The 22,261-nt window shown below is 60.0% G+C and carries 26 protein-coding genes and 1 other RNA gene; 2 read left to right on the top strand and 25 right to left on the bottom strand.

The window, feature by feature from the left end:
* Positions 1-11: 11 nt before the first annotated feature.
* Genes E0E41_RS00340 through murD form a run of 5 tightly spaced genes read right to left on the bottom strand, consistent with a single transcriptional unit; the run spans position 12 to position 5,770 of the window.
* On the bottom strand, positions 12-1,265 hold the full coding sequence (locus E0E41_RS00340; RefSeq protein WP_130868246.1) for an aminotransferase class I/II-fold pyridoxal phosphate-dependent enzyme: 1,254 nt from the start codon (positions 1,263-1,265) through the stop codon (positions 12-14).
* 33 nt (positions 1,266-1,298) lie between these two features.
* Positions 1,299-2,294, bottom strand: coding sequence for a M42 family metallopeptidase (locus E0E41_RS00335; RefSeq protein WP_130868245.1), 996 nt, complete (start codon positions 2,292-2,294; stop codon positions 1,299-1,301).
* Positions 2,295-2,297: 3 nt separating this feature from the next.
* Positions 2,298-3,323 (bottom strand): M42 family metallopeptidase, encoded by a 1,026-nt coding sequence (locus E0E41_RS00330; RefSeq protein ID WP_130868244.1) that lies wholly within the window; start codon positions 3,321-3,323, stop codon positions 2,298-2,300.
* A complete protein-coding gene (locus tag E0E41_RS00325; RefSeq protein ID WP_242623637.1) occupies positions 3,320-4,357 on the bottom strand; it encodes a M42 family metallopeptidase in 1,038 nt (345 codons plus the stop codon). The genes E0E41_RS00330 and E0E41_RS00325 overlap by 4 nt, the downstream gene beginning before the upstream one ends.
* 21 nt (positions 4,358-4,378) lie before the next feature.
* Positions 4,379-5,770: a UDP-N-acetylmuramoyl-L-alanine--D-glutamate ligase gene (gene murD, locus E0E41_RS00320; RefSeq protein WP_130868243.1), complete on the bottom strand. Its 1,392-nt coding sequence runs from the start codon at positions 5,768-5,770 to the stop codon at positions 4,379-4,381.
* A 118-nt stretch (positions 5,771-5,888) separates the two neighbouring features.
* Between murD and rnpB the strand changes: the two genes are divergently transcribed.
* An RNA gene (gene rnpB / locus E0E41_RS00315) (RNase P RNA component class A) lies at positions 5,889-6,238 on the top strand.
* Between the two features lie 115 nt (positions 6,239-6,353).
* The gene (locus E0E41_RS00310; protein ID WP_130868242.1) at positions 6,354-6,992 is read left to right on the top strand and encodes a MerR family transcriptional regulator; all 639 of its coding nucleotides are present in this window, start codon (positions 6,354-6,356) and stop codon (positions 6,990-6,992) included.
* Positions 6,993-7,041: 49 nt separating this feature from the next.
* Here E0E41_RS00310 and E0E41_RS00305 read toward each other — a convergent pair whose 3' ends face one another.
* The 20 genes from E0E41_RS00305 to E0E41_RS00210 form a co-directional block, all read right to left on the bottom strand.
* A complete protein-coding gene (locus tag E0E41_RS00305; RefSeq protein ID WP_130868241.1) occupies positions 7,042-7,770 on the bottom strand; it encodes a YebC/PmpR family DNA-binding transcriptional regulator in 729 nt (242 codons plus the stop codon).
* Between the two features lie 72 nt (positions 7,771-7,842).
* Complete coding sequence (locus E0E41_RS00300) at positions 7,843-8,640, bottom strand: Nif3-like dinuclear metal center hexameric protein (protein WP_130868240.1); 798 nt, start codon at positions 8,638-8,640, stop codon at positions 7,843-7,845.
* A complete protein-coding gene (locus E0E41_RS00295; RefSeq protein WP_130868239.1) occupies positions 8,628-9,341 on the bottom strand; it encodes a tRNA (adenine(22)-N(1))-methyltransferase in 714 nt (237 codons plus the stop codon). The genes E0E41_RS00300 and E0E41_RS00295 overlap by 13 nt, the downstream gene beginning before the upstream one ends.
* Positions 9,342-9,398: 57 nt before the next feature.
* Positions 9,399-9,605 (bottom strand): DUF1858 domain-containing protein, encoded by a 207-nt coding sequence (locus tag E0E41_RS00290; RefSeq protein ID WP_130868238.1) that lies wholly within the window; start codon positions 9,603-9,605, stop codon positions 9,399-9,401.
* A gap of 124 nt (positions 9,606-9,729) precedes the next feature.
* Positions 9,730-10,011 carry a zinc-ribbon domain containing protein gene (locus E0E41_RS00285; RefSeq protein ID WP_087334122.1) on the bottom strand — a complete coding sequence of 94 codons (282 nt, stop codon included), beginning with the start codon at positions 10,009-10,011 and terminating at the stop codon, positions 9,730-9,732.
* Between the two features lie 76 nt (positions 10,012-10,087).
* Positions 10,088-10,723, bottom strand: a complete 636-nt coding sequence (locus tag E0E41_RS00280) for a sigma-70 family RNA polymerase sigma factor (RefSeq protein ID WP_130868237.1) — start codon at positions 10,721-10,723, stop codon at positions 10,088-10,090.
* 75 nt (positions 10,724-10,798) lie between these two features.
* A complete protein-coding gene (gene glmM, locus E0E41_RS00275) occupies positions 10,799-12,151 on the bottom strand; it encodes a phosphoglucosamine mutase (protein ID WP_130868236.1) in 1,353 nt (450 codons plus the stop codon).
* A gap of 6 nt (positions 12,152-12,157) precedes the next feature.
* Positions 12,158-12,535 carry an SdpI family protein gene (locus tag E0E41_RS00270; protein ID WP_130868235.1) on the bottom strand — a complete coding sequence of 126 codons (378 nt, stop codon included), beginning with the start codon at positions 12,533-12,535 and terminating at the stop codon, positions 12,158-12,160.
* A gap of 13 nt (positions 12,536-12,548) precedes the next feature.
* Positions 12,549-13,604: a Holliday junction branch migration DNA helicase RuvB gene (gene ruvB, locus E0E41_RS00265; RefSeq protein WP_130868234.1), complete on the bottom strand. Its 1,056-nt coding sequence runs from the start codon at positions 13,602-13,604 to the stop codon at positions 12,549-12,551.
* A gap of 37 nt (positions 13,605-13,641) precedes the next feature.
* A complete protein-coding gene (ruvA, locus tag E0E41_RS00260; protein ID WP_130868233.1) occupies positions 13,642-14,247 on the bottom strand; it encodes a Holliday junction branch migration protein RuvA in 606 nt (201 codons plus the stop codon).
* An 11-nt stretch (positions 14,248-14,258) separates the two neighbouring features.
* On the bottom strand, positions 14,259-14,792 hold the full coding sequence (gene ruvC, locus E0E41_RS00255; RefSeq protein WP_130868232.1) for a crossover junction endodeoxyribonuclease RuvC: 534 nt from the start codon (positions 14,790-14,792) through the stop codon (positions 14,259-14,261).
* 106 nt (positions 14,793-14,898) lie between these two features.
* Positions 14,899-15,777, bottom strand: a complete 879-nt coding sequence (gene xerD, locus E0E41_RS00250; protein WP_130868231.1) for a site-specific tyrosine recombinase XerD — start codon at positions 15,775-15,777, stop codon at positions 14,899-14,901.
* A gap of 26 nt (positions 15,778-15,803) precedes the next feature.
* Positions 15,804-16,436 carry a hypothetical protein gene (locus E0E41_RS00245; protein WP_130868230.1) on the bottom strand — a complete coding sequence of 211 codons (633 nt, stop codon included), beginning with the start codon at positions 16,434-16,436 and terminating at the stop codon, positions 15,804-15,806.
* Between the two features lie 311 nt (positions 16,437-16,747).
* Complete coding sequence (scfB, locus tag E0E41_RS00240; protein ID WP_130868229.1) at positions 16,748-18,127, bottom strand: thioether cross-link-forming SCIFF peptide maturase; 1,380 nt, start codon at positions 18,125-18,127, stop codon at positions 16,748-16,750.
* Between the two features lie 66 nt (positions 18,128-18,193).
* Positions 18,194-18,334, bottom strand: coding sequence for a six-cysteine ranthipeptide SCIFF (gene scfA / locus E0E41_RS00235; protein WP_007489363.1), 141 nt, complete (start codon positions 18,332-18,334; stop codon positions 18,194-18,196).
* A 58-nt stretch (positions 18,335-18,392) separates the two neighbouring features.
* The gene (locus E0E41_RS00230) at positions 18,393-18,818 is read right to left on the bottom strand and encodes a TIGR04086 family membrane protein (protein ID WP_242623636.1); all 426 of its coding nucleotides are present in this window, start codon (positions 18,816-18,818) and stop codon (positions 18,393-18,395) included.
* Between the two features lie 64 nt (positions 18,819-18,882).
* Positions 18,883-19,233: a preprotein translocase subunit YajC gene (gene yajC, locus E0E41_RS00225; protein ID WP_242623635.1), complete on the bottom strand. Its 351-nt coding sequence runs from the start codon at positions 19,231-19,233 to the stop codon at positions 18,883-18,885.
* Positions 19,234-19,337: 104 nt separating this feature from the next.
* On the bottom strand, positions 19,338-20,468 hold the full coding sequence (gene tgt / locus E0E41_RS00220) for a tRNA guanosine(34) transglycosylase Tgt (RefSeq protein WP_130868227.1): 1,131 nt from the start codon (positions 20,466-20,468) through the stop codon (positions 19,338-19,340).
* A gap of 100 nt (positions 20,469-20,568) precedes the next feature.
* Positions 20,569-21,825, bottom strand: coding sequence for a cytochrome c biogenesis protein/redoxin (locus E0E41_RS00215; protein WP_130868226.1), 1,257 nt, complete (start codon positions 21,823-21,825; stop codon positions 20,569-20,571).
* Positions 21,815-22,261, bottom strand: coding sequence for an RrF2 family transcriptional regulator (locus tag E0E41_RS00210; RefSeq protein WP_130868225.1), 447 nt, complete (start codon positions 22,259-22,261; stop codon positions 21,815-21,817). Before E0E41_RS00210 ends, E0E41_RS00215 begins: the two co-directional genes overlap by 11 nt.

Here is a 22,261-nt window from a genome sequence, read left to right as displayed (position 1 = left end):
GGTGCTTGCCCTTATGCCTGGGTGCTCAGCAGCTCCTCCACTGCCAGCATAACTCCCGCCTTGCCGCTCTCATAGGTCAGGCCGCCCTGGAGATAGGCGGTGTAGGGCTCCCGCATGGGGGCGTCACAGGACAGCTCGATGGAGGCGCCCTGAATAAAGGCGCCGGCAGCCATAATGACCTGGCAGTCATAGCCCGGCATGTCCCAGGGCTCCGGGGTCACGTAGGAATCCACCGGCGCGCCGAACTGGATACCCTTGCAGAACTTCTTCAGGGGATCGGGCGCACCGAAATGGATCATCTGGATGATGTCGTGGCGCACCGCGTCAGAGGCCGGATCCACCCGATAGCCCAGCAGCTCCATCATCCGGGCGGCAAAGACCGCCGTTTTCACCGCCTGGGCGGTGGTATGGGGGGCAAGGAAAAGTCCTTGATAGAGGCTGCGGTTGCTGCCAAAGGTGGAGCCGCACTCCTTCCCGATCCCAGGAGTGGTAAGCCGCATGGCGGCTCCCTCCACCAGGTCGTGCCGTCCGGCGATATAGCCGCCGGTAGGGGCCAGACCGCCGCCGGGATTTTTGATGAGGGAGCCCACCACCAGATCAGCCCCCACCTGGGTGGGCTCAATGGTCTCTACAAATTCGCCGTAGCAGTTGTCGACCAGCACCGCGGCGTTGGGGTTGTTGTCCTTGACCACCTTGGCCAGTTCCCCGATCTTGGCCACGGACAGGGAGTCTCGGGTGGCGTAGCCACGGGAGCGCTGGATGAGCACGGCCTTTACCCGGGGGTCCTTTACCGCCTCCGCCAGTCCCACGGGGTCCGGAGCATTGTTAACCAGTTCTACTTGCCTGCACTCGATTCCGTAGCTTTTCAGGGAACCGGGGCCCTTGTCCACCACACCAATCACACCCAGCATGGTGTCATAGGGGGCGCCCACGGCGGACACCAGCACATCCCCCGGCTTCAGCGCCCCGAACAGGGCGCAGGAGATAGCGTGGGTACCGTTGACAAACTGCACCCGCACCAGGGCGTCCTCGGTGTGGAACAGGTCCGCAAAGATCAGGTCCAGGGTATCACGGCCCAGATCGTCATAGCCATAGCCGGTGGTACCGGCAAAGTGGCCCTCGGACACCCGATGTTTCTGGAACGCGGCCAGAACCTTGGCGGTATTCTCCTCCGCGATGGCGTCAATTCGCTCAAACTGATCCCGGATGTCAGCCTGAGCCTGGGCCGCCAGAGCTTTTACTTTATCACTTATCTGTAAAGACATATTCCTTTAACCTTCTTGATATCTCTATATTTCTCAGTCCAGCTTGGCCTGGGCAAAGGCTGCTGCCAGGTCGGCGCAGGCTTTGATATCGTCCAGGTCGGCCATCTCCTGGGGCATATGGATATACCGGGTGGGGATGGAGATGCCGCCGGTATAGACGCCAGCCCGGGTCTGGTGGATGGCCCCGGCGTCGGTGCCGCCCGCCTTCAGGATATCCTTCTGGGCAGCGATTCCCTGTTCCTTGGCCAGAGCCTCCAACTTAGCCACTACGGCAGGGTGGCAGATGACGGAGCTGTCCATCACCTTGATAGCGGCACCCTTCCCCGCCACACTGGAGCACTCGTGGGGGGCATCGGGAATGTCGTCGGAATCGGTGACGTCCACGGCGATGCCGTAGTCCGGATCAATACCGTAGGCGGCCGTGCGGGCGCCCCGGATACCAACCTCCTCCTGAACGGTAAAAACAAAGTAGAGATCGTTTTCCGTCTCTTTCAGCTGCTCCATTGCCATCAGCAGCACCACACAGGCGATGCGGTCGTCCAGGTAGGGAGAGACGATCCGGGAGCCATTTACGAAAGCAGAGGTATTATAGACAGCGGTATCCCCTACCTGGACCATGGCTTTTGCCTCCGCCTCGTCTCTGGCGCCGATGTCCAGATAGAGGTCGTCCAGCTTCATCTCCTTGGGATCGGTCTTGCCCGGGCAGGCCACCACACCCCGCACTCCGCTCTTGAAGCGAACAGGTGTACCCAGCACTTCATGGGCGGACAGGCCGCCGATACGACCAAAGCGCAGGAAGCCCTTCTCGTCGATATGGGTGACGATAAAGCCGATGGAGTCCATGTGGGCGGCAAACATGACCTTCTTGCCGTTCCCTTTCTTATGGCAGATCAGGTTGCCAAGCGTATCGGTGGTAACCTCGTCCACAAAGGGAGCGGCCAGCTTCTCAAGGGTCTGGGCCACCTGGCTCTCATCGCCAGAGGGACCGTGACAGGCGTTCAGCGCCTGCAGTGTCGCTAAAATATCCATTTCTTAAACCTCCTTGGCCACATCGTGGATCAGCGCTCTTGCCAGATTCAGCACCGCGTCCAGATCGCTGACGCAGGCCAGACTGGCGGGGGCGTGGGCATAGCGTACCGGCGCAGAGAGCACCGCAGTACGCACACCGGCCTTGGTGCGCTGGAATGCAGCGGCATCGTTGGAGCCGGATACAAACTGCTTGAGCTGCCAGGGGATCCTGTTCTCCTCTGCCAGGGTCCGGAGCCGCTCAAACAGCCCCCGGTCGGCAATGGAACCCCGGTCCATGAAGGTAAGCACCGCACCCTTGCCCAGGGCACACACCTTCTGATGGGGCGCGCTGTCCGGCAGGTCGGCGGCGGTAGTCCCCTCAATGACCAAGGCCAGTTCAGGCGTTATGGAAAATGCCGCACCGAAGGCGCCGCGAGTACCTACCTCCTCCTGGGCGGTAAAGACGAAGGTACAGTCCATGGGCAGGTCCTCTTTCAGCAAGGTAAGCAGCACCGCGCAGCCGATCCGGTCGTCCAGAGCCTTGCCTTTCAGTAAACCATCACCAAAAAGCTCAGGCCGGGTGGTAAAGACCGCCACATCCCCCAGGCTGACCAGTTTTTCGGCCTCTTCCCTGTTCTTGGCGCCGATATCAATATAATAGTCATCCAGCTTGGGGACATTCTTCTCCTCATCCCGGCTCACCAGATGGTAGGCCTTCAGGCCAATGACGCCGGGCAGGCGGTCAGGCCCCACCAGCACCGGCTTGCCCAGCAGCACCCGCCGGTCAATGGATCCCACAGTGTCGAACTTCAGATAGCCGTCATCCGTAATATGGCGGATCATCAGGCCTACCTCATCCATATGGGCACACAGCAGCAGCTTGTTCCCCGCCGCCTTTGCGCCCTTCTTGAACACGATCAGATTGCCCAGCGCGTCGGTGCGGATATCCTGGGCATAGGGCGCGGCCTCCTCTTTCAAAAAGTCCCGCACCTCGTCCTCCCAGCTGGATACGCCGCTGAGGGCACTCAGCTTCATAACCAGATCCTTCACAGCGGCCACTCCTTTCCCAAATCCTCGGTAAACGCCGCCAGCAGCTGGGCAGTCTGCTCCAGATCGCTGAGAGACAGCGTCTCAATGGGAGTGTGCATGTATTTCAGGGGCAGAGAGAGCACCGAAGTGGCCACGCCCTCCCGGCTGATCTGCATCTCCCAGCCGTTGGTGCCGGTGTGGCCGGACATGATCTCCTGCTGGTAAGGGATCTCCCTTTCCCGCGCCTTGTCCAGCATACGTCCGGTCATCCAGCGGGTCATATTGGGACCCACGCCGATGGCCGGACCGCCGCCCAAGGTAAATGTTTTATCAGCAGGGCCGTCAGGCGTGCGGCCGTGGGTCACATCCACCGCCACACAGCAGTCGGGCTGTACCGACCAGGTGCCCACGGTGGCACCCACCCCGGAAACCTCCTCCCGGGTGGAGCCCATAACATATACGTCAACATCCAGCTTCTTGTCCGCCAGCAGCTCCATAGCCCGCAGCAGCACCGTGAAGCAGGAACGGTCGTCCATGGCCTTGCCGCACATCTGCTCTTTCCCCAGAGAGAAGCAGCTGCCCCGGTACACCACCGGTGTACCCACCGGGATTTTCTCCTCCGCCTGCTCCTGGGACAGGCCCACGTCGATGCGCAGGTCGGACAGCGGAATGGATTTGTTTTCCGTCTCTCCGTCATGGAGATGGGGAGGCTGGCAAGCCACAATGCCGGGAATGGGCGGCTGGGTCAGGACCCACACCTCCCGGCCGGGCAGCATTCGGGGGTCTACTCCGCCAATGGAGCGGAAACGCAGGAAGCCCTCTTCCACACCGGTGACCAGCAGACCGATCTCATCCAGGTGGGCATCCAGCAGCAGCTTCCTGGCATTGGGCTGACCACAGCGGCGGACGCCGATCAGATTTCCCATCCGGTCCACCTGAAGCTCATCCACCAAAGGTTTCAGCAACCGGGCGGCGATTTCAACCGCCGGCCCTTCAAACCCGGAGGGAGCTGTGCACCCGCACAGCTCCTCCAGGACCTTTTTACTATCCAACAAAAGGTTCACTCCTTCACACTGTTACGACAGGCCATAGACAATCTTCTTGAAGGCGGCTCCCCGCTCCATAAAGTTCTTGAATTTGTCAAAGGATGCGCAGGCGGGGGACAAAATCACCACATCGCCGGGTTTGGCCGCCCAATGGGCCGCCAGCACCGCCTCTTCAAAGTCGTCGATCACGGTGATGGGGAGCTTCTCCGGGTCATATTCGGGAGCACTTTCCACGGCGGTACGGATCTTATCGGAAGTGGCGCCCGTCAGGAACAGTTCCTTTACATGTGCTGTGACCTCAGGCCCCAGCACGTCAAAGGGGATATGCTTATCATAGCCGCCGGCGATCAGGATAACCTTCTGCTGGAAGGAGCGCAGACCGGCGATGGTACGGGAGGGACTGGAGGCAATGGAGTCATTATAATACTTCACGCCGTTCAGTGTGCGTACCAGCTCGATCCGGTGCTCCACCCCGGCAAATTTCGCCGCGAACTCCCGGATCACCTGGTCGGGGATCAGTCCGTCCAGGGCGGCGATGGCGGCCATGTAGTTCTCCACGTTGTGATCGCCGGGCAGCAGAATATCGGCCACCGGCAAAACGGGCCGCTCATGCATGGCGTTGCGTACCCAGATGACCCCGTCCTTGAGGAACACGCCCTTTTCCAGCTCCTGACGGCGGCTGAAGAAGGTTACATGGCCCGGCGCCTCAGGAGCAAAGCTCCGGGTGATCTCGTTGTCCTGGTTCAGTACCAGCAGACCGTCCGGCCCCTGGTGGAGGAAGATGTTCTTCTTGGCGTCCACATACTCCTCCATGGACTTGTGCACGTCCAGGTGGTTGGGCGCCAGGTTGGTGACCACGGCGATGTCCGGGCTGCGGTCCATCGTCATCAGCTGGAAGGAGGACAGCTCCAGCACCGCGATATCCCCCGGCTCCATGCCGTCCACGTCGGGCAGCAGAGGCTTGCCGATATTGCCGCCTACGTATACTGTCTGGCCCGCCGCCTTCAGCAGTTCGGCAATGATGGTAGTGGTTGTGGTCTTGCCGTCGCTGCCCGTCACCGCGATGATTTTGCAGGGGCAGACCTGGAAGAACACTTCCATTTCGGAGGTGAGGATGGCCCCCCGCTGAAGAGCCTCTATCAGTTCCGGCAGATCGGGCCGCATGCCAGGCGTGCGGAAAATGACCTCAAAGTCCAGATCCTTCAGGTAGTCCGGGCCCAGCTTGAGCTGGGCTCCCAGGCTCTCCAACTCCTCCGCCAGTCCGGCAAAGGATTCCTTGGGCTTCTTGTCGCAGGCAGTGACCTTCACTCCTGCCCGCAGCAGCATTTTGATCAGTGGGGTGTTGGACACGCCGATGCCGATGACGGCCACCCGCTTGCCCTTCAATCCCGCCAGATATTCCTGTATGGTGGAACGATTCATGGCAGTTCCTCCCTTTTCATAGTTTAACCAAATTATTATATCTTACTTGGCACTGAAATTCAATCCAAAGCGGCTTTTGATTTGACAACCGGGGCGGAATACGGTAAAATACCCTACGCAAGCAAGCTGGACAGCCGCGCCTGCGGGACGAAAGGCCCGTAGGTGAGGAAAGTCCGGGCTCCACAGGGCAAGGATAACGGGTAACACCCGCCGGGGGCGACCCCAGGAAAAGTGCAACAGAAATAGTCTGCCGGTCTTTGGCCGGTCAAGGTGGAAAGGCGAGGTAAGAGCTCACCCGATGGCGTGCCAAGCGTCCATCGCTGTAAACTCTATCCGGAGCAACGCCGTGGAGGGACATGAGGCTGGCCCGGCCGTCCCGAGGAGGCGGCTTGAGCGTACCGGCGACGGTGCGTCGAGATAGATGGCTGTCTTAAATGACAGAACCCGGCTTACAGGCTTACTTGCAGATACGACGGCCCGGAGCACAGCGCTCCGGGCCGTATTTTTTGCCTGTTGTCAGAAAGGCTCTTGACACTTCCCTTACGTCAGATGGTACACTTTTTTCAGCAAAGGAGGCGTATCCATGAAGATGAAAGAGGTCTGCACAGCCACCGGGCTTACCGAGCGGGCGGTGCGGTTTTATGTGCAGGAACAACTGGTGATTCCCCAATCCCAGCGTCGGGGCGGGCGCACCTGGCTGGACTTCTCCCCTGCCGACGTGGACCGGCTCCGGGCCATTGCAGTTTTGCGGAAGGCGGGCTTTACCCTTGAAGAGATCCGCTCTATGGTCCAGGATTTCCAAAAGAACGCACCCGGCGCTGCCTTTGCCCTGCGGCAGCGGCTGCGGGAAGCCATCGAATCCTATGAGCGGCTGAGCCGCACCGACACCGCTCAGGCCGACGGGCTGGAGGACTACGCCGCTCTGCTGGAGCAGGAGGTGAGGGATGCTCCCCTGCCCAAAGCGGACCAGAGACCGATCTCCCGGCTGAACTGGGCCTCCATCATAGAGACCGTGAGCATGATCCTGTTTGTCTGTGTGGCATGGCGGCTGTATGTTTACTTGATCGACTGCGGGTCCAATGTCTCCGCGCTCTTCTCGATTGCCGCCTGGAACCCGCTGATGGTGATCCTGCCCTTTGTCGTTCTCATCCTGCCTATTGGCCTGGTATTGGGCAGCAAGGCGGGCAAGTGGCTGTACCGGCATTTTGAGTATGTGCCGTAGGGCAAAAGGAGCCTGCCGCGCATGCGGCAGGCTCCTTTTTTGCGTCAACTCAGCCCTGATCCCAGTTGTGCCAGACGTTCTGCACGTCGTCGTTGTCCTCCAGCAGGTCAATGAGCTTCTCCATGTTCTTGATGTCTTCCTCATTTTCCAGCTTGACATAGTTCTGGGGCACCATTTCCACGGCGGCCTGGACGAAGGTATAGCCCTTCTCCTCCATGGCGGCCAGCACGGTGCCGAAGGAGTCGGGATCGGTGTAGACCTCGAACACCTCGTCCTCCACCTGCATATCGTCGGCGCCGCAGTCCAGCGCGTCCATCATGACGGTATCCTCGTCCAGGTCTTCCTTCTCAATGACGATGACGCCCTTGCGGTCAAAGGACCAGGACACGCAGCCGGTGGCGCCCAGGCCCTTGCCGTACTTGTCCAGCAGGTGGCGCACCTCGGGAGCGGTGCGGTTGCGGTTGTCGGTGAGGGCGTCCACGATGACGGCCACACCGGAGGGGCCGTAGCCCTCGTAGGTCACGTTCTCGTAAGCGTCGGCATTGCCGGAGCCCAGCGCCTTGTCGATGGTGCGCTTGATGTTGTCGTTGGGCATATTGGCCGCCTTGGCCTTGGCGATGACGGTGGCCAGACGGGAGTTATTGTTGGGGTCGCCGCTGCCGCCGGTCTTGACGGCCACGATCATCTCGCGGGCGATCTTGGTGAAAATCTGGGAGCGCTTGGCGTCCGCCGCGCCCTTGGTCTTCTGGATATTATGCCACTTGGAATGTCCTGACATTGGTACTCGTTCCCTTCCTCGTCGAAAATCAGCGCATCTAGTTTATCACGTTTACTTCCGCTTGGCAACCCCTCACAGATAGGAAAACGCCTCTTTATGCCGCTGTGTGGTCAAAATCTCCACCTTGGGGAAGCCGGAGGCCAGCCACTTGGCCAGCACCGGCACCACCACCTGCTCGGTGGGATAATGGCCGGCGTCGATGAGGTTGACCCCCAGAGCCTTGGCGTCCAGGAAACCGTTATACTTCACGTCGGCAGTGACAAAGGTATCGCAACCCATGGCCAGGGCGTCCTTCAGCATGTCGGCACAGGCGCCGCCGCCCACCGCCACCCGGCGCACCGGACGGCGGGCATCCACGTAACGCACCCCATTGGCTCCCAGGGCCTCTTTCACGAAAGCGGCAAAGGCGGGGGCGTACATGGGAATACCGGTGGTGTTGCCCACCCGGCCGATGCCGTAGGGACGGCCGGAGGCATCCACCCCGTCCTGCTTCAGCTGCTCAATCTGGGTCAGGTTCAGCTTCTGGGCCAGGGCGTCGTTGACGCCGCCGTGTACCGCGTCCAGATTGGTGTGGGCACAGATGGCGGCGATCTGATGCTCCGCCAGGGCCAGCAGGGTCCGCCCGGTGGGATCGCCGTCGGTAATGGACTTGGCCGGGAAGAAGATCACCGGGTGGTGGGAGACGATGAGCTGACAGCCCAGCTCATGGGCCTCTGCCGCCACCTCCTCGGTGATGTCCAGGCTCACCAGCAGCTTGTCCACCTGCCGGTCTCCCCTGCCCACCAGAAATCCGGCGTTGTCAAAGTCCATCTGCAGAGAAAAGGGCGCCAGCCCATCCAGATATTGATAGATCTCTCTTACTGTTGCCATGTCGACCACTCCTCCTTCAACCGGAGCAGGTCCTGATGGACCTGCTCCATCTCCGCCAAACGCCCGCTGTCAGCTGCCCGGGTGGAGCGCCGCAGGCCCTCCAGTGCCCGGCCGGTCTGGGCGATCAGCCGGTCCAGATATTCTCCCCGCAGGGGCGCGTCCTCCCCCGCCTGCTGGCGGCCCGCCCACAGCTCTCCAGCGGTCAGCTTATCCATCTGGCCGGCATTCACCAGGAAGGTGACATAGAGGGTCTCCCCTTCCTTGCTCAGCACCTCCCGCCGGATGCTATAGCCCTGTTCCCACAGCCAGCGGCGCAGCTCAGGCTGGGCACTCATGGGCTGGAGCAGCAGCAGCTTGCCTTCCGCTTTCGTCCAGGGCGCTGCCGACAGGATCTCCGCGATGGTCTCCCCGCCCATACCGGCAATGGCGACCACATCCGCCTCATCTTCTCCTACACCGGCCAGGCCGTCGCACAGCCGGAAGCTCATATGCCCGCTGAGGCCGTATTTCTCCGCTGTCAGCCTGGCCCGTTCCAACGGTCCCTCCCGCAGATCAGCGGCAATGGCCCGGTCGATCACGCCGTGCAGGATAAGCCATGTGGGCAGATAGGCGTGATCCGTCCCGATATCGGCCAGCCGCGCCCCCTGGGGCACCAGGTTCGCCACCGACCTCAGCCGCGGGGACAGCTCCATGGTCCGCATCGATACCACCTCCTGATAAAAAAGGAGCGGCATGACCGCTCCTTTTTTATTGCGTTTTTACTGGGCAGCGCCCACGCTGGCGTTGATCTTGGCCAGCAGCTCATTCACATCCACGCCGTGCACCATGCAGGCTTCCTCCACGGTCTCGCCGCGGGAAGAGGGGCAGCCCAGGCAGTGCATGCCGATGGACAGGAAGATGGGAGCCGTCTCAGGGGCGATGTCCAGGATGTCGCCGATGATGGTATCTTTGGTAATCTGAGCCATGGGGTAATACCTCCAAATTTCTAGGATATCGGTAGTATATCCTATTTTCCGCAGTTTGGCAAGAGATTGTTGCGATTTCCGCAAACAAAAAGGGCGCCCGGATGGGCGCCCTTTCGTGTGTGGCTTAGTGCTGCTCGCCGCGCATACGGGCGAAGCAGTCGCTGCAGTACACAGGACGGTCGGACTTGGGCTCGAAGGGAACCTTGGCCTCGCCGCCGCAGGCAGCGCAAGTAGCGGTGAAGTACTCGCGGGGACCGCGGGAAGCGGCCTTGCGGGCGTCACGGCAAGCCTTGCAGCGCTGGGGCTCGTTCTGGAAGCCACGCTCAGCGTAGAACTCCTGCTCACCGGCGGTGAACACGAACTCCTGGCCACATTCCTTACATACCAGAGTCTTGTCTTCGTACATGATGATACCCTCTCTTTGCTTCTTTGCCCAGATCCTCCGGAAGATCCGATCGTGCTGGGACAGTTGTAATATGCGTTCAGCTTGCGCTGATGTCGCCAGATGAAGATTGCTGTGCCAGCTTCCGACGGATCCGCTGGACAGCGTTGTCCACCGATTTGGGGGACTTGTTTACCTCGGCCGCAATTTCGGAATAGGACAGACCGTTCAGATACAACCTGAGTACGCTTGCTTCGAAACCAGATAACTGGCCATGGAGCGCCTTCATACGCTCACGGAACGCCTCTCTGCTCAGGATGATCTCCTCCGGATCCTCCGCTTGCCGGTCGGGTGTACCGCAGGCAAAACGCTCACCGGTTCCGCTAAAAAGAGGGTTTTCGAACGAAACTGAGTTGTTCAGCGGTGTGTGCTTATCTCTTGCTGCTGCTTTGACGGCGGAGAACAGCCGATTCTTGACACAGATCTCCGCATAGGTCCGAAAGGATGCCGCCTTGTTGGGGTCATACTCCCGTATGGCGCCCAGCAGGCCTACCATTCCCTCCTGGATCAGATCCTCGCTGTCCCCGCCTGCCAGAAAATAGGGGCGGGCACACATACGCACCAAGCGATTGTAGCGTACAACAAGGGTCTCCTCCGCCCTTCGGTCACCAGCCGCCGCCTGCGCGCACAGGCTCTCATCACCGGGCTCCCGAGGGCTGCTTTGTTCTGGTATCATGCCGTTTCTCCTTGCACAATTATAAGCGTCACGCCGTTGATTTGTCAAGCTTTTACGAAAAATATTTCCAAATGCTCAGTATTTTTTTATGACATTTGCCAAGAGCTCTGCAATTTTCTGTGCATCCGTCTGACTGCTGGCCTCTACCATAACCCGGATCAGGGCCTCGGTGCCGGAGGGGCGCACCAGCACCCGGCCGGAATCGGCCAGGATGGCCTCCTGCTCTGCCACGGCGTCTTTGATCTCCTGAGCGGCCATGATGGCCTCCTTCTTGGCTTTGTCGGCCACAGGCACATTGATGAGCACCTGGGGATACCGCCTGCAGGCCTCCACCAGCTGGGAGGCCTTCTTCCCGGAGCGGTGGAGCAGGGACAGGAACTGCAGGGCGGTGAGCTGGCCGTCGCCGGTGGTGGCGTACTTCCGGAAAATGGTGTGGCCGGACTGCTCGCCGCCCAGCACATAGCCGCTCTCCTCCATCTTCTCCAGCACGTTCCGGTCACCCACGGCGGTGCAGAACAGCTCCATGTTGTGCTCCCGGCAGAAGACGTGCAGGCCCAGGTTGCTCATGACCGTACCCACGATGGCGTTGCCGGGCAGCTGGCCTCTCCCCATCAGCTCCAGACCGCAGGCGGCGATGACCTGGTCCCCGTCGATCTCCTCACCGGTCTCGTCTACCATCAGGCAGCGGTCAGCATCTCCGTCAAAGGCGATGCCCAGATCGTACTTGCCTGCCGTCACCATGGACTTCAGGCTGTCCAGATGGGTGGAGCCACAGCCGTTATTGATGTTGACGCCGTCGGGGTCGGCATTGATGATGTCGGCGTGGAGATCTTCAAACCGGTCGAACAGCCGCCCGGCGGTGGCAGAGGAAGCGCCGTTGGCGCAATCCACCAGGATCTTCAGGCCGGACAGGTCAGAATCAATGGTGGAGACCAGGTGGTCGATGTAGTCCTGGCTCTCCTTCCGGTCGGCGTACACCACCCGGCCGATGTCGCCGGCGGTCTTGCGGGGCACCGGCACCTTGTTGAGGATGATGTCCTCGATCTTCCCTTCCAGCTCATCGGACAGCTTGAAGCCCTGGCCGTTGAAGATCTTGATGCCGTTGTGCTCAAAGGGGTTATGGGAAGCGGAGATAACGATGCCGGCGTCGCAGCCGCTGTCCACCGTCACCCAGGCCACGCCGGGGGTCGGGATCACGCCCAGATGGAGCACATCAGCCCCGGCAGAGCACAGTCCGGCGATCAGTGCCCCCTCCAGCAGGTCAGAGGAGATGCGGGTGTCCTTGCCGATGGCAAAGCGGGGCTGTCCCTCTCCTTTCGCCTGCTTCATCACATAGGCGGCGGCCAAGCCCACCTGAAATGCCAGTTCCGCGTCCAGGCCGGCGTTGACTACCCCGCGGATACCGTCGGTTCCAAACAGTTTACCCATATTTTATTACCTCTTTCTTCCGAAGTCATCAAAAGTTCGTTTTAACGCCCGTTCCACCGGGATAATACTGCCGATCAGCACCACCAGCTGCACGCCTTCCACCACGCAGCACCAGATGCCCACCGCATCCACGCTCCGGCCCAGGGCGGGCAGCATGGCGCAGACGCTCACCGGCAGCAGGATCAGTCCCAGCCGGAACCACAGCCTGCCGCAGAGTTTGTGGGCAAAATTCCAGGTTTCCTGGCTCTTCATGGACCAGGCGGTGCGGTAGCCGTAAAGGCCGTTGATCTGCCGGGGCGGTTTCTTCTGAAAAAGCCTGCCAAAAACCAGCATGATAACGGGCAGCAGCAGATTCATGGCCAGGCAGAAGATCCAGAAGCCCATAAATTACCCCTCCCTACAGGCTGAGCTGTTCCATGCCGGTCCCGCCGGGGACAGGCAGGCCCAGATGCTCATAGGCCCGCCGGGTGACGCACCGGCCGCGGGGGGTACGGGTAAGGAAGCCCATCTGCATCAGATAGGGCTCATACACATCCTCCAGCGTGACGGCCTCCTCGTTGATGGTAGCTGCCAGGGTCTCCAGGCCCACCGGCCCGCCGCCGTAGTGCTGAATGATGCTGGAGAGCATCCGCCGGTCGATGGCGTCCAGCCCCAGGTGGTCCACCTCCAGAGCGGTAAGGGCGGCATCCGCCACCTCCCGGGTGATGACGCCTCCCGCTTTCACCTGAGCGAAGTCACGGACACGGCGCAGCATCCGGTTGGCGATCCGGGGAGTACCCCGGCTGCGCTTGGCGATCTCCATGGCACCGTCGGCCTCGATGGGCACATCCAGAATACCCGCCGAGCGGGTGACGATGAGGGCCAGTTCCTCCGGGGTATAGAGCTCCAGCCGCAGGGTCACGCCAAACCGGTCCCGCAGAGGAGCCGACAGCTGGCCCGCCCGGGTGGTGGCACCGATGAGCGTGAACTTGGGCAGGTCCAGCCGGATGGAGTTGGCGGACGGCCCTTTGCCGATGATGATGTCGATGGCAAAATCCTCCATAGCGGGATACAGGATCTCCTCCACCGACCGGTTGAGCCGGTGGATCTCATCCACAAACAGGATGTCGTTCTCGTTCAGATTGGTGAGCAGGGCCGCCAGGTCCCCCGGCTTCTCGATGGCGGGGCCGGAGGTGATACGGATGTTGACTCCCATCTCATTGGCGATGATGTTGGAGAGGGTGGTCTTGCCCAGGCCCGGAGGGCCGTGGAGCAGGACGTGGTCCAGGGGCTCATTGCGCATTTTGGCCGCCTGGATAAATACCTCCAGGTTGCCCTTGGCCTTCTCCTGGCCGATGTATTCATTCAAGGTCTTGGGGCGCAAGGACCCCTCGTTTTCATCGTCCCGCGTCAGGGATGTGGTCACCAGAGGCTCTTCGGTCTCAAATCCGTCCTCAGAAAACGCGATGCTCAAAGTCTCACTTCCTTTTTAGAAGCTGGTACAAATGCACTTAGGCCTTCATCATCTTTTTCAGGGCCTGCTTGATGATCTGCTCCAGGCTCAGGGCTTCCAGGTCGATCCCCTTCAGGGCCATACCGATCTCGGTCTGGGAATAGCCCAGCACCGCCAGGGCGGCGGCAGCCTCGGAGGATTTGTTCTCCGGGATCACGGTGACACCGGTGCCGCCGTAGGCCTCCCCGCCCGGGCTGATCTGGCCCTTGGCCAGCTTATCTTTCAGCTCCAGGATGATGCGCTGGGCAATCTTTTTGCCGATGCCCTGGGCCACGGTGAGCGCTTTCTCGTCCCCGGTAATGATGCTCATAGCCAGGGATTCCGGGGTGGCGGCGGACAGGATGGAGATGGCCGCCTTGGGTCCCACACCGGACACCGAGATGAGCAGTTGGAAGCAGTTGAGCTCGTTTTCAGTGGCAAAGCCGTAGAGCTCCATGGCGTCCTCCCGGACATTCAGATAGGTGTAGAGCTTGGCGCGCTCCCCTTTTTTCAGTCGGGCGAGGGTGTTGTTGGTGGTGCGGCAGGCGTAGCCCACTCCACCGCAGTCGATAACCGCCAGATAGGGCGCGGTGTGGGCCACCGTCCCATTCACATAGTAAAACATACCATAAACTCCTAGTCTTGATGTACCGCGTACCGTCCGCTGCCCGGCCGTGCGGCGTCAGGGCTCTGCAGGCGGGAGGTAAAGGACCGGGCGTGGCACAGGGCGATGGCCACCGCATCGGCGGCGTCATCCGGCTTGGGCACGGATTTCAGATTCAAGATCCGTTTGGTCATGTCCATGACCTGCCGTTTTTCCGCCTTGCCGTAGCCCACCACTGCCTGCTTCACCTGGCTGGGGGAATACTCATAGATGGGCACACCCCGGCGCTCCGCTGCCAGGAGAAGCACCCCTCTGGCCTGGGCCACACCGATGCCGGTGGTGATATTGTTGTTGAAGAACAGCTCCTCAATGGCCATGGCCTCCGGCTTAAACTGCTCCAGCAGCAGATCCATGTCATCAGCGATCTGCTTCAGGCGGGCGGGCAGACGCTCTCCCGCCGGGGTTGTGATGGCGCCGCACTGCACCAACCGCTGCCTGCCGGCGGCGGCCTCCACCAGGCCGAAGCCCACAATGGCAAAGCCGGGATCGATCCCCAAAATCAGCATTATCTCGGCTCCCTTCCAATGTCCATACAAAGTTTATTTTACCACGGCCTTTTATCCGGCGCAAGACGCAAAAGAGAGCCGGGACCACAGCGTCCCGGCTCTCTTTTCAGGCTCTTGGATGGGCCTTGTTATATACGTCTTTCAGCTTCTGATTGACCAGTTGGGCATAGATCTGAGTGGAGGAAATATCGGCATGCCCCAGCATCTCCTGGATGGAGTGGAGATCCGCCCCGTTTTCCAGCAGATGGGCGGCGAAGGAGTGGCGCAGGGTGTGGGGTGTGATGTCCTTCTGGATCCCCGCCGTCTCCTGATAGTGCTTGATGATCTTCCAGAACCCCTGACGGCTCATCCGCTCCCCGTTCATGTTGACGAACAGCGCCTTCTCGTCCGGGTGCTCGATGACCTGGGGCCGGACATGGTCCAGATAATCCTGGAGCGCTCTTATGGCGGCGGGATACAGGGGGATGATCCGTTCCTTGCCGTGGCTGGCGCACCGGATAAAGCCGGCGGAGAGGTTGATGTTGTCCAGATCCAGCCCGATGAGCTCAGAGACCCGGATGCCGGTGGCGTACAGCAGCTCCAGCATGGCCCGGTCCCGGCAGCCCTTGGCGTCGGAGGCATCCGGCTGCTCCAGGAACAGCTCCACCTCTTTTGCGGTAAGAATGTGAGGCAGCTTGCGCTCTACCTTGGCAGGGGTCAGCCCTTTGGCCGGATTGACGATCACCACGCCCTCCCCCATCAGATATGTATAAAATGACTTCAATGATGCCAGTGAACGGGTCACTGTGGCGGCGGATTTTCCCTTTGCGCTCAGGCTGCGGATATATCCCTCCACATCGCTCTGAGCCGCCTGCTCCGGGGTCAGGCCCTCCCCCTCCAGCCAGGTCAGGTATTGCCGGATGTCCCGCAAATAGGAACTGAGCGTATTGGGCAGAGCCTTTTTCTCCTCTTTCAAGTACCGTTCATATTCTGCCAGATACTCCATTCCATCCAACACCTTCTCACGTTTCTCTATCCGCCCAATATCATACCGGCCGCCCCCGAAACCAAGGCAGGCACGGCAAAGCGTTCCAAAACAACACACACACACAACGCGGCCGCACAGCCGCCGCAGCGCAGAAAGTAAGCTCTTCCATAGGGAGACGGCGCTTTGCCTTCTCCCAAAAAGCGGCTGGCCAGTGTCCGCGCCGCGCCCAGGCCCTGTACACCCAGCACAAACAGCGCCGGAACCGAGAAGCCACCGCTTACCCCGAAGATCAGAAAGGCAAGCAGACACCCGGCGCTGCCAAAAATCCGCACAAAGGCGGCGATGGAAAACGCCAGCAAAAAACCGCGCACCGCGAAGAGAAGGGGCATTCCCAGCACTCCCAGTGCCGTAAAACCCAGCAGCAGCGCCAGCACCGGCCAGCGCAGGATGTCCCACAGCTGAACCGTCAGGGCCGGCGCAGCAGCGCCGCCGTTCTGAGCCATGCTGAGGAAGGACTCCAGATATGCTCTCAGGCTTTCCTGCCCGGCCCCGCCCACGAAGGTGGACATGAGACAGCCCGCCAGACCGCCCAGCAAAAAGCTGGCCGATACGATAATCAGAGCGGGTAAGATCCGCTCCTCCGGTACGCTCCAGGTGCCTCCCACAGCTTTGCGCATGCGCCTCACCCCCAGGCAGTCTATGACTGTACCAGTGAGGCAAGAACCAGAAAGCACACCCAATTTTATATTACTATATCTTACCGGCGGCTCTTGTGCAAGAACTCTCAAAGAAAAAGATGAATTTTGTCTATTATGCCGAAGTATTATGTTTACTTATTTATGTAAACTATGTAAAAGAAGAAAAACGGCACAGCGTCAGCCGTGCCGTTTTTCCCTCAATATCTGGTGTATCAACCCGTTTTCATGGCACAGATATGGCTTCCGGCCCGCAGGGTGATTACACTTTGTATAATTACATTCTGTATAGGTCAGTCTGCCATGCCGGCGGCGATCGCCCGGAGGGCAATGGCACATTCCAGCCGCTTGCGCTCCAGTTCACAGCCCACTTTATGGGGATGCTTTATGTCGCCGTTGACAAGCAGGTTGGAAGCGGAGCAGCCGCCGGAGCAGTAGAACCGGGCCCAGCAGCGGGAGCACTCCTCCCTGGTGTAGATGTTCAGGGCAGCAAACTGGCCGGACAGATCCTTGTTGAAGGTACCGTCGTACACGTTGCCCAGCTTATATGCCTCATTGCCCACGAACTGGTGGCAGGGGTAGATGTCTCCATCAGGGGTGACCGCCACATACTCGCAGCCGGCCCCGCAGCCCCGCAGCCGCTTGATAACGCAGGGGCCCTGGGCCAGGTCCACGTTGAAGTGGAAGAAGTTGGTCTCCGGGTGGTCCTTCAGATACTCTGCCAGCCGCTCATACTCCGCCTTCAGCTCAGGCAGATCGGCCTCCTGGAGGGCGTAGGGGTCGTCCTCCTTCCCTACCACCGGCTCCACGGATACGTTCTTGCCGATGGCGGCCAGAGCCTTCACGTCCTCAGCAAAGTCCTTATGGAACCGGGTAAAGGTACCCCGGAGATAGTAGTCCTTGGTGCCCCGTCCCTCGATCAGCTTTTTGAACTTGGGCACGATGACATCATAGGAGCCCTTGCCGTTGACGGTAGGACGCAGGTCGTCGTTGACCTCCTTCCGGCCGTCCAGGGAGAGCACCGCGTTGGACATCTCCCGGTTGATGTACTCGATATTCTCGTCATTGAGCAGCACGCCGTTGGTGGTAATGGTGAAGCGGAAACACTTGTTGTGCTCTTTCTCGATGGAGCGGGCGTACTCCACGGTGGCCTTGACGGTATCCATGGCCATCAGCGGCTCACCGCCGAAGAAGTCCACCTCGATGTTGCGGCGGTTGCCCGACTTGGCGATCACGAAATCGATGGCCTTTTTGGCGGTCTCCACATCCATGGTCATCCGCTTGCCGGTGCCGAAATCGCCGGTGGAGGCAAAGCAGTACTTGCACCGCAGGTTGCAGTCGTGGGAGACATGGAGGCACAGGGCCTTCACCAGGGCCTGCTGCTGCATAGAGGCCGCCTTCTCCCGGTCAATGTAGTCGTCCTCCTCGAACAGGAGGCCGCCCTTCTTCAGTTCGCCCAGTTCTTCCCAGGCGTCCTGCAGGGCAGCAGGCTCATACTGGGGCAGCAGCGCTGTCAGCTCTGCCGGCAGCGGACCGCCCAGAAGCGCTCCGTTCTCATCCCGCTCCGCCAGGGCAGTAAGCAGGTCGTACATCAGCCCGTCCAGCACATGGACGGCGCCGCTGTTTACATCCACGGCGACATTGACGCCGAGGCAGCGAAAGGTATGTACCATAACTTTATTCCTTCCTCAGGGCATAGAAAAAGGTGGGCTGTTCACCCACCCTTTCCCCTGTGTTTTTTACTGGTTCTCGCACTTCTGGTTGGCCACGGTGCAAGAGGTCTTACAGGCGGACTGGCAGGAGGTCTGGCACTCGCCGCAGCCGCCGTGGGCGGCGCTCTTCTTCAAAGTCGCGCCGTTGAGCGTCTTAACATGCTTCATTTCGATTTCCCTCCCCAAACAAAGGTTTAAGCTATTATAGCATACAGGCAGGCGGATTTCAACGTTTTCTATGTTTTTTCCGGGATGGTTTCCCTTTTCCGCCGTTCAGCAGGCCCGCCGCCGCCCCGCCGCACAAGCCGCCGCACAGCAGGCCAATCCCTCCCGCTTCCAGCTCCATAGTCTCAAAGAACAGTGCTCCAATGGTGAGCAGCAGCAGAAACAGGACGGCCCCAACCGCCAGGCCCGTGAGCAGCGCACCGCCGCACCGCTTTGCGGCAAACAGGCCGCCGCCGAAACCGCCCAGCACGCACCCCACAATGGTGAGCTGGTACATCAGCGCTTCCCCGCCAAACCCGCTGGAAATGGCCACAGAGGCCCCCAGCAGGAACAAGCAGCAGATCGCCAGCGCCATCACCCCGCCCAGCAGGATTCCCAATCCGCAGCGGATGAGGCGGGCACTCTGGTCTTCCTCTCTTTTCCGCATAAAAATACCCTCCCTTGCCATCGGTTCCTACTTGAAACCTATGCAGGGAGGGCATTCTTATGTCTTACTTTTTGTCCTTGGTCTCACCGGCGCCATCCTCCACGGCCTGAGTGCCCTTGGTGGAAACGGCCCACTTGGTGAACTCAATGCGGACCCGGTCAGCGCTGGTCTCGATCACGATGGTGTCTTCCTTCACAGCACAGATCGTACCTACGATACCGCCGATGGTAGTGATCTGATCTCCCACCGCCAGCTCGGAACGCATCTTGGCTGCCGCTTTCTTCTTCTTGTTTTCGGGACGGATAAGCAGGAAGTAGAAAATCGCAATCATGACCACGATCATGATGATCATGCTCATGCTGCCGCCCGCAGCTCCACTCTGGGTCAGCATTCCGCCCGCAATCTGTGTCAGCAAATTGATCCCCTCCGATAGTTACTTGACGTGATACGTCATCATTGGGACATTATAAAACGAATCTCAGGATTTGACAAGCGTTTTTCCGCTATTTTCCCAAAAGTTCACAGGCGCCCCGCCAGTTTCTCACTGTATTCTGCCCGAAAAGCGGCAAATTCTCCAGCATCCAGTGCGTCCCGAATACGCTGTGCCAGTTTATTATAAAAATACAGATTGTGGAGCACCGCCAGGCGCATGGCCAGCATCTCATCCGCCACGAACAGGTGACGCAGGTAAGCCCGGGAGAAATTGCGGCACACCGGGCAGTCACAGTCCGGATCAATGGGCCGCTCGTCCAGTTTGTACTTCTCGTTGCGGATATTCAGCGCCCCGGACCAGGTAAACAGCTTGGCGTGGCGGGCGTTGCGGGCCGGCATGACGCAGTCGAAGAAGTCCACCCCGCGGGCCACCCCCTCGATGATGTTGGACGGGGTGCCAACACCCATCAGATACCGGGGCTTGTCCGCCGGCATATAGGGTTCCACGGCCTCAATGATATCATACATCACCTGAGTGGGCTCCCCCACCGCCAGGCCGCCGATGGCGTAGCCCTCGCAGTCTATCTTGGCGGTCTCCTTCATGTGCCAGATTCGCAGGTCCTCGAAAGTGGCGCCCTGGTTGATGCCGAAAAGCATCTGATGGGGGTTCACCGTGTCCGGCAGGGCATTGAGCCGGTCATGCTCCGCCTTGCACCGCTCCAGCCAGCGCAGGGTGCGCTCACAGGAGGCTTTGGCATACTCATAGGTAGCCGGATTCTCCACGCACTCGTCAAATGCCATGGCAATGTCACTGCCCAAATTGGACTGGATCTGCATGGACTCCTCCGGTCCCATAAAGATCCGCCGCCCGTCAATGTGGGAGGCAAAGGTAACACCCTCCTCCTTGATCTTCCGCAGGCCGGACAGGGAGAACACCTGGAAGCCGCCGGAGTCAGTGAGAATGGGTCCGTCCCATCGCATGAACTTGTGCAGTCCCCCCAACTGGCGCACCACCTGGTCGCCTGGCCGGAGATGGAGATGGTAGGTATTGGACAGCTCGATCTGGCAGCCGATCTCCTTCAGATCAAAGGCGGATACCGCCCCCTTGATGGCCGCCTGGGTGCCCACATTCATAAAGACCGGCGTCTGAACCGTGCCGTGGGCGCAGGTAAACACACCCCGCCGGGCCTTGCCTTCGGTCTTGATTACTTCAAACACAGTTCCAAAAACCCCTTTGTTGTCAGTTGTTTTCATCATACCAGATGGGGAGAAAAATGACAAGAGCCAGGGGCCGCCGTATGACCGGCGGCCCCTGCTTTCAGGATACGCTGTCTATTGTCTGCTGAATGATGGATTCCATGATATCACCGGTCAGAGCCCCCGGTACATAGCCGTACACGTTACCGTTGGAATCAATCATAAAAGTGGTGGGAAATGCAGAAATGGCATACGCAGATTGGATCTCCCCCGTCAGGTCCATCACCACCGGGAAGGTGTAGCCGTTGTCCTCCAGAAACTGCTCCACATCTTCCTGGCTTCCCTCATTGGTAAAGGGATTCTGTTCCGTCTTGGGTCCGGCCACTCCCAGCACGATCACATCTCCCTCGTTTTCTCCGTGTGATTCATAGAGTGCCTGGATGTCCGGCATCTCTCGCTTGCAGGGGCCGCACCAGGTGGCCCAGAAATTGAGAAACACCGTCTTGCCCTTATAGTCGGACAGGGTGTGGGTATTGCCGTACTGATCGGTGAGGGTAAAATCCGGGGCGGCCACCACAGGACGCTGGCTCTCCTCGGGAGATGCCTCCGGTTCCGCTGTCTCCGTCTGCTGTGAAGTGGTATCCCCTGTCACGCCGGACAGATAGCCGGTGATCCCGTTCATAAAGCCTGTCAGGGTCATGACGCCCATCAGGATCAGCAGCGCTGCGCCCACCTTCACCGTATAGCGCACCACCCGCTGATGGCGTTTAAAGAAGCCCAGTACTGTGCCCGTAAACAGGCCCACCGCCAAAAAGGGGATCACGAAGCCGGCGGTATACACCCCGATGAGCAGAAACCCCTTGGAGGCGCTGGAGGCGGAAGAAGCCATCAGCAGCACGCTGCTCAGAGTGGGGCCCACACAGGGGGTCCAGGCAAAGCTGAAGGTAAAGCCAAGAATCAGGGCCACCAGCGGATTCATCGCCCACCGGTCCAGCCGGAAGGGCAGCCGGTGTTCCCGCTCCAGGGCAGCGGACTTTCCAAAGAAGCCGAACTGGTAGATCCCGAACAGAATCATGATAATTCCGCTGATACGGGTAAACCAGGTCTGATAGTCATGAAAAAAACGCCCCAGCGCTGTAAAGCCGAACCCCAGCAAAAAGAAGGTAAAGCTGACTCCAATCACGAAAAACAGGGTATTGATCAGCACTCGTCCCCTTGGGTAGCGGATCACGCCATTCCCATCCACTGTGCCGGCTCCTCCTGCCAGATAGCTGACATAGAGGGGCACCAGGGGCAGCACGCAGGGGGAAAAGAAACTGAGCAGGCCCTGGATGAACACCGTAACGGCCGGTACGCTGGTTTCCAGATCAAAGCCCATGGACCGTCTCCTTCCCGGCGGCAGCCTGTTCCAGCTGCGCCTCCAAATCGGCCAGACTGAGCTGAGAGGCCCGCTCCCGGCAGCGCCGGTCCAGATCGTCAAACAGCCCGTCCATCACTCCTGCCATGCCGGAGGCCACCATACATCCGCAGTCCACATCCCCGCCGCTGTGCCAGGCGGGCTCCACAAACCGCACCTCCAGCGCGTCGGCGATCCGGTCCAACGTCACCTCACCGGGCGCACACAGCAGGTGGTAACCGCCCTCGTTTCCCGCCTTGGTGGCTACCAATCCCGCCTTTTTCAGCCGGGCCATCACCTTCCGCACCCGGGCGGGATTGGTACAGATGTTGGCCGCCAGTTCCTCGCTGGAGAGCATGCAGCCCCGTTTATCCAGATAGATCAGGGCGTGGACCGCCACACAAAACAATCCGTTCAT

This window comes from Intestinimonas massiliensis (ex Afouda et al. 2020) (assembly GCF_900626285.1).
GTDB lineage: Bacteria > Bacillota > Clostridia > Oscillospirales > Oscillospiraceae > Flavonifractor > Flavonifractor massiliensis_A.
This window is presented reverse-complemented; position numbering and strand designations above follow the sequence as displayed.

Excerpts from the sequence above, each read along its gene's own strand:
- E0E41_RS00290 (WP_130868238.1), bottom strand. The coding sequence starts at position 9,605 with ATGGCTCAGATTACCAAAGATACCATCATCGGCGACATCCTGGACATC.
- E0E41_RS00300 (WP_130868240.1), bottom strand. The coding sequence starts at position 8,640 with ATGGCAACAGTAAGAGAGATCTATCAATATCTGGATGGGCTGGCGCCC.
- scfA (WP_007489363.1), bottom strand. The coding sequence starts at position 18,334 with ATGAAGCATGTTAAGACGCTCAACGGCGCGACTTTGAAGAAGAGCGCC.
- murD (WP_130868243.1), bottom strand. The coding sequence starts at position 5,770 with ATGAATCGTTCCACCATACAGGAATATCTGGCGGGATTGAAGGGCAAG.
- scfB (WP_130868229.1), bottom strand. The coding sequence starts at position 18,127 with ATGGTACATACCTTTCGCTGCCTCGGCGTCAATGTCGCCGTGGATGTA.
- ruvC (WP_130868232.1), bottom strand. The coding sequence starts at position 14,792 with ATGCTGATTTTGGGGATCGATCCCGGCTTTGCCATTGTGGGCTTCGGC.
- E0E41_RS00215 (WP_130868226.1), bottom strand. The coding sequence starts at position 21,825 with ATGGGCTTTGATCTGGAAACCAGCGTACCGGCCGTTACGGTGTTCATC.
- E0E41_RS00270 (WP_130868235.1), bottom strand. The coding sequence starts at position 12,535 with ATGGGCTTCTGGATCTTCTGCCTGGCCATGAATCTGCTGCTGCCCGTT.
- E0E41_RS00340 (WP_130868246.1), bottom strand. The coding sequence starts at position 1,265 with ATGTCTTTACAGATAAGTGATAAAGTAAAAGCTCTGGCGGCCCAGGCT.
- E0E41_RS00305 (WP_130868241.1), bottom strand. The coding sequence starts at position 7,770 with ATGTCAGGACATTCCAAGTGGCATAATATCCAGAAGACCAAGGGCGCG.
- E0E41_RS00210 (WP_130868225.1), bottom strand. The coding sequence starts at position 22,261 with ATGAACGGATTGTTTTGTGTGGCGGTCCACGCCCTGATCTATCTGGAT.
- E0E41_RS00245 (WP_130868230.1), bottom strand. The coding sequence starts at position 16,436 with ATGCGCAAAGCTGTGGGAGGCACCTGGAGCGTACCGGAGGAGCGGATC.
- xerD (WP_130868231.1), bottom strand. The coding sequence starts at position 15,777 with ATGGAGTATCTGGCAGAATATGAACGGTACTTGAAAGAGGAGAAAAAG.
- E0E41_RS00335 (WP_130868245.1), bottom strand. The coding sequence starts at position 2,294 with ATGGATATTTTAGCGACACTGCAGGCGCTGAACGCCTGTCACGGTCCC.
- E0E41_RS00280 (WP_130868237.1), bottom strand. The coding sequence starts at position 10,723 with ATGATACCAGAACAAAGCAGCCCTCGGGAGCCCGGTGATGAGAGCCTG.
- E0E41_RS00295 (WP_130868239.1), bottom strand. The coding sequence starts at position 9,341 with ATGCGGACCATGGAGCTGTCCCCGCGGCTGAGGTCGGTGGCGAACCTG.
- glmM (WP_130868236.1), bottom strand. The coding sequence starts at position 12,151 with ATGGGTAAACTGTTTGGAACCGACGGTATCCGCGGGGTAGTCAACGCC.
- ruvA (WP_130868233.1), bottom strand. The coding sequence starts at position 14,247 with ATGTTTTACTATGTGAATGGGACGGTGGCCCACACCGCGCCCTATCTG.
- E0E41_RS00310 (WP_130868242.1), top strand. The coding sequence starts at position 6,354 with ATGAAGATGAAAGAGGTCTGCACAGCCACCGGGCTTACCGAGCGGGCG.
- E0E41_RS00230 (WP_242623636.1), bottom strand. The coding sequence starts at position 18,818 with ATGCGGAAAAGAGAGGAAGACCAGAGTGCCCGCCTCATCCGCTGCGGA.
- E0E41_RS00285 (WP_087334122.1), bottom strand. The coding sequence starts at position 10,011 with ATGTACGAAGACAAGACTCTGGTATGTAAGGAATGTGGCCAGGAGTTC.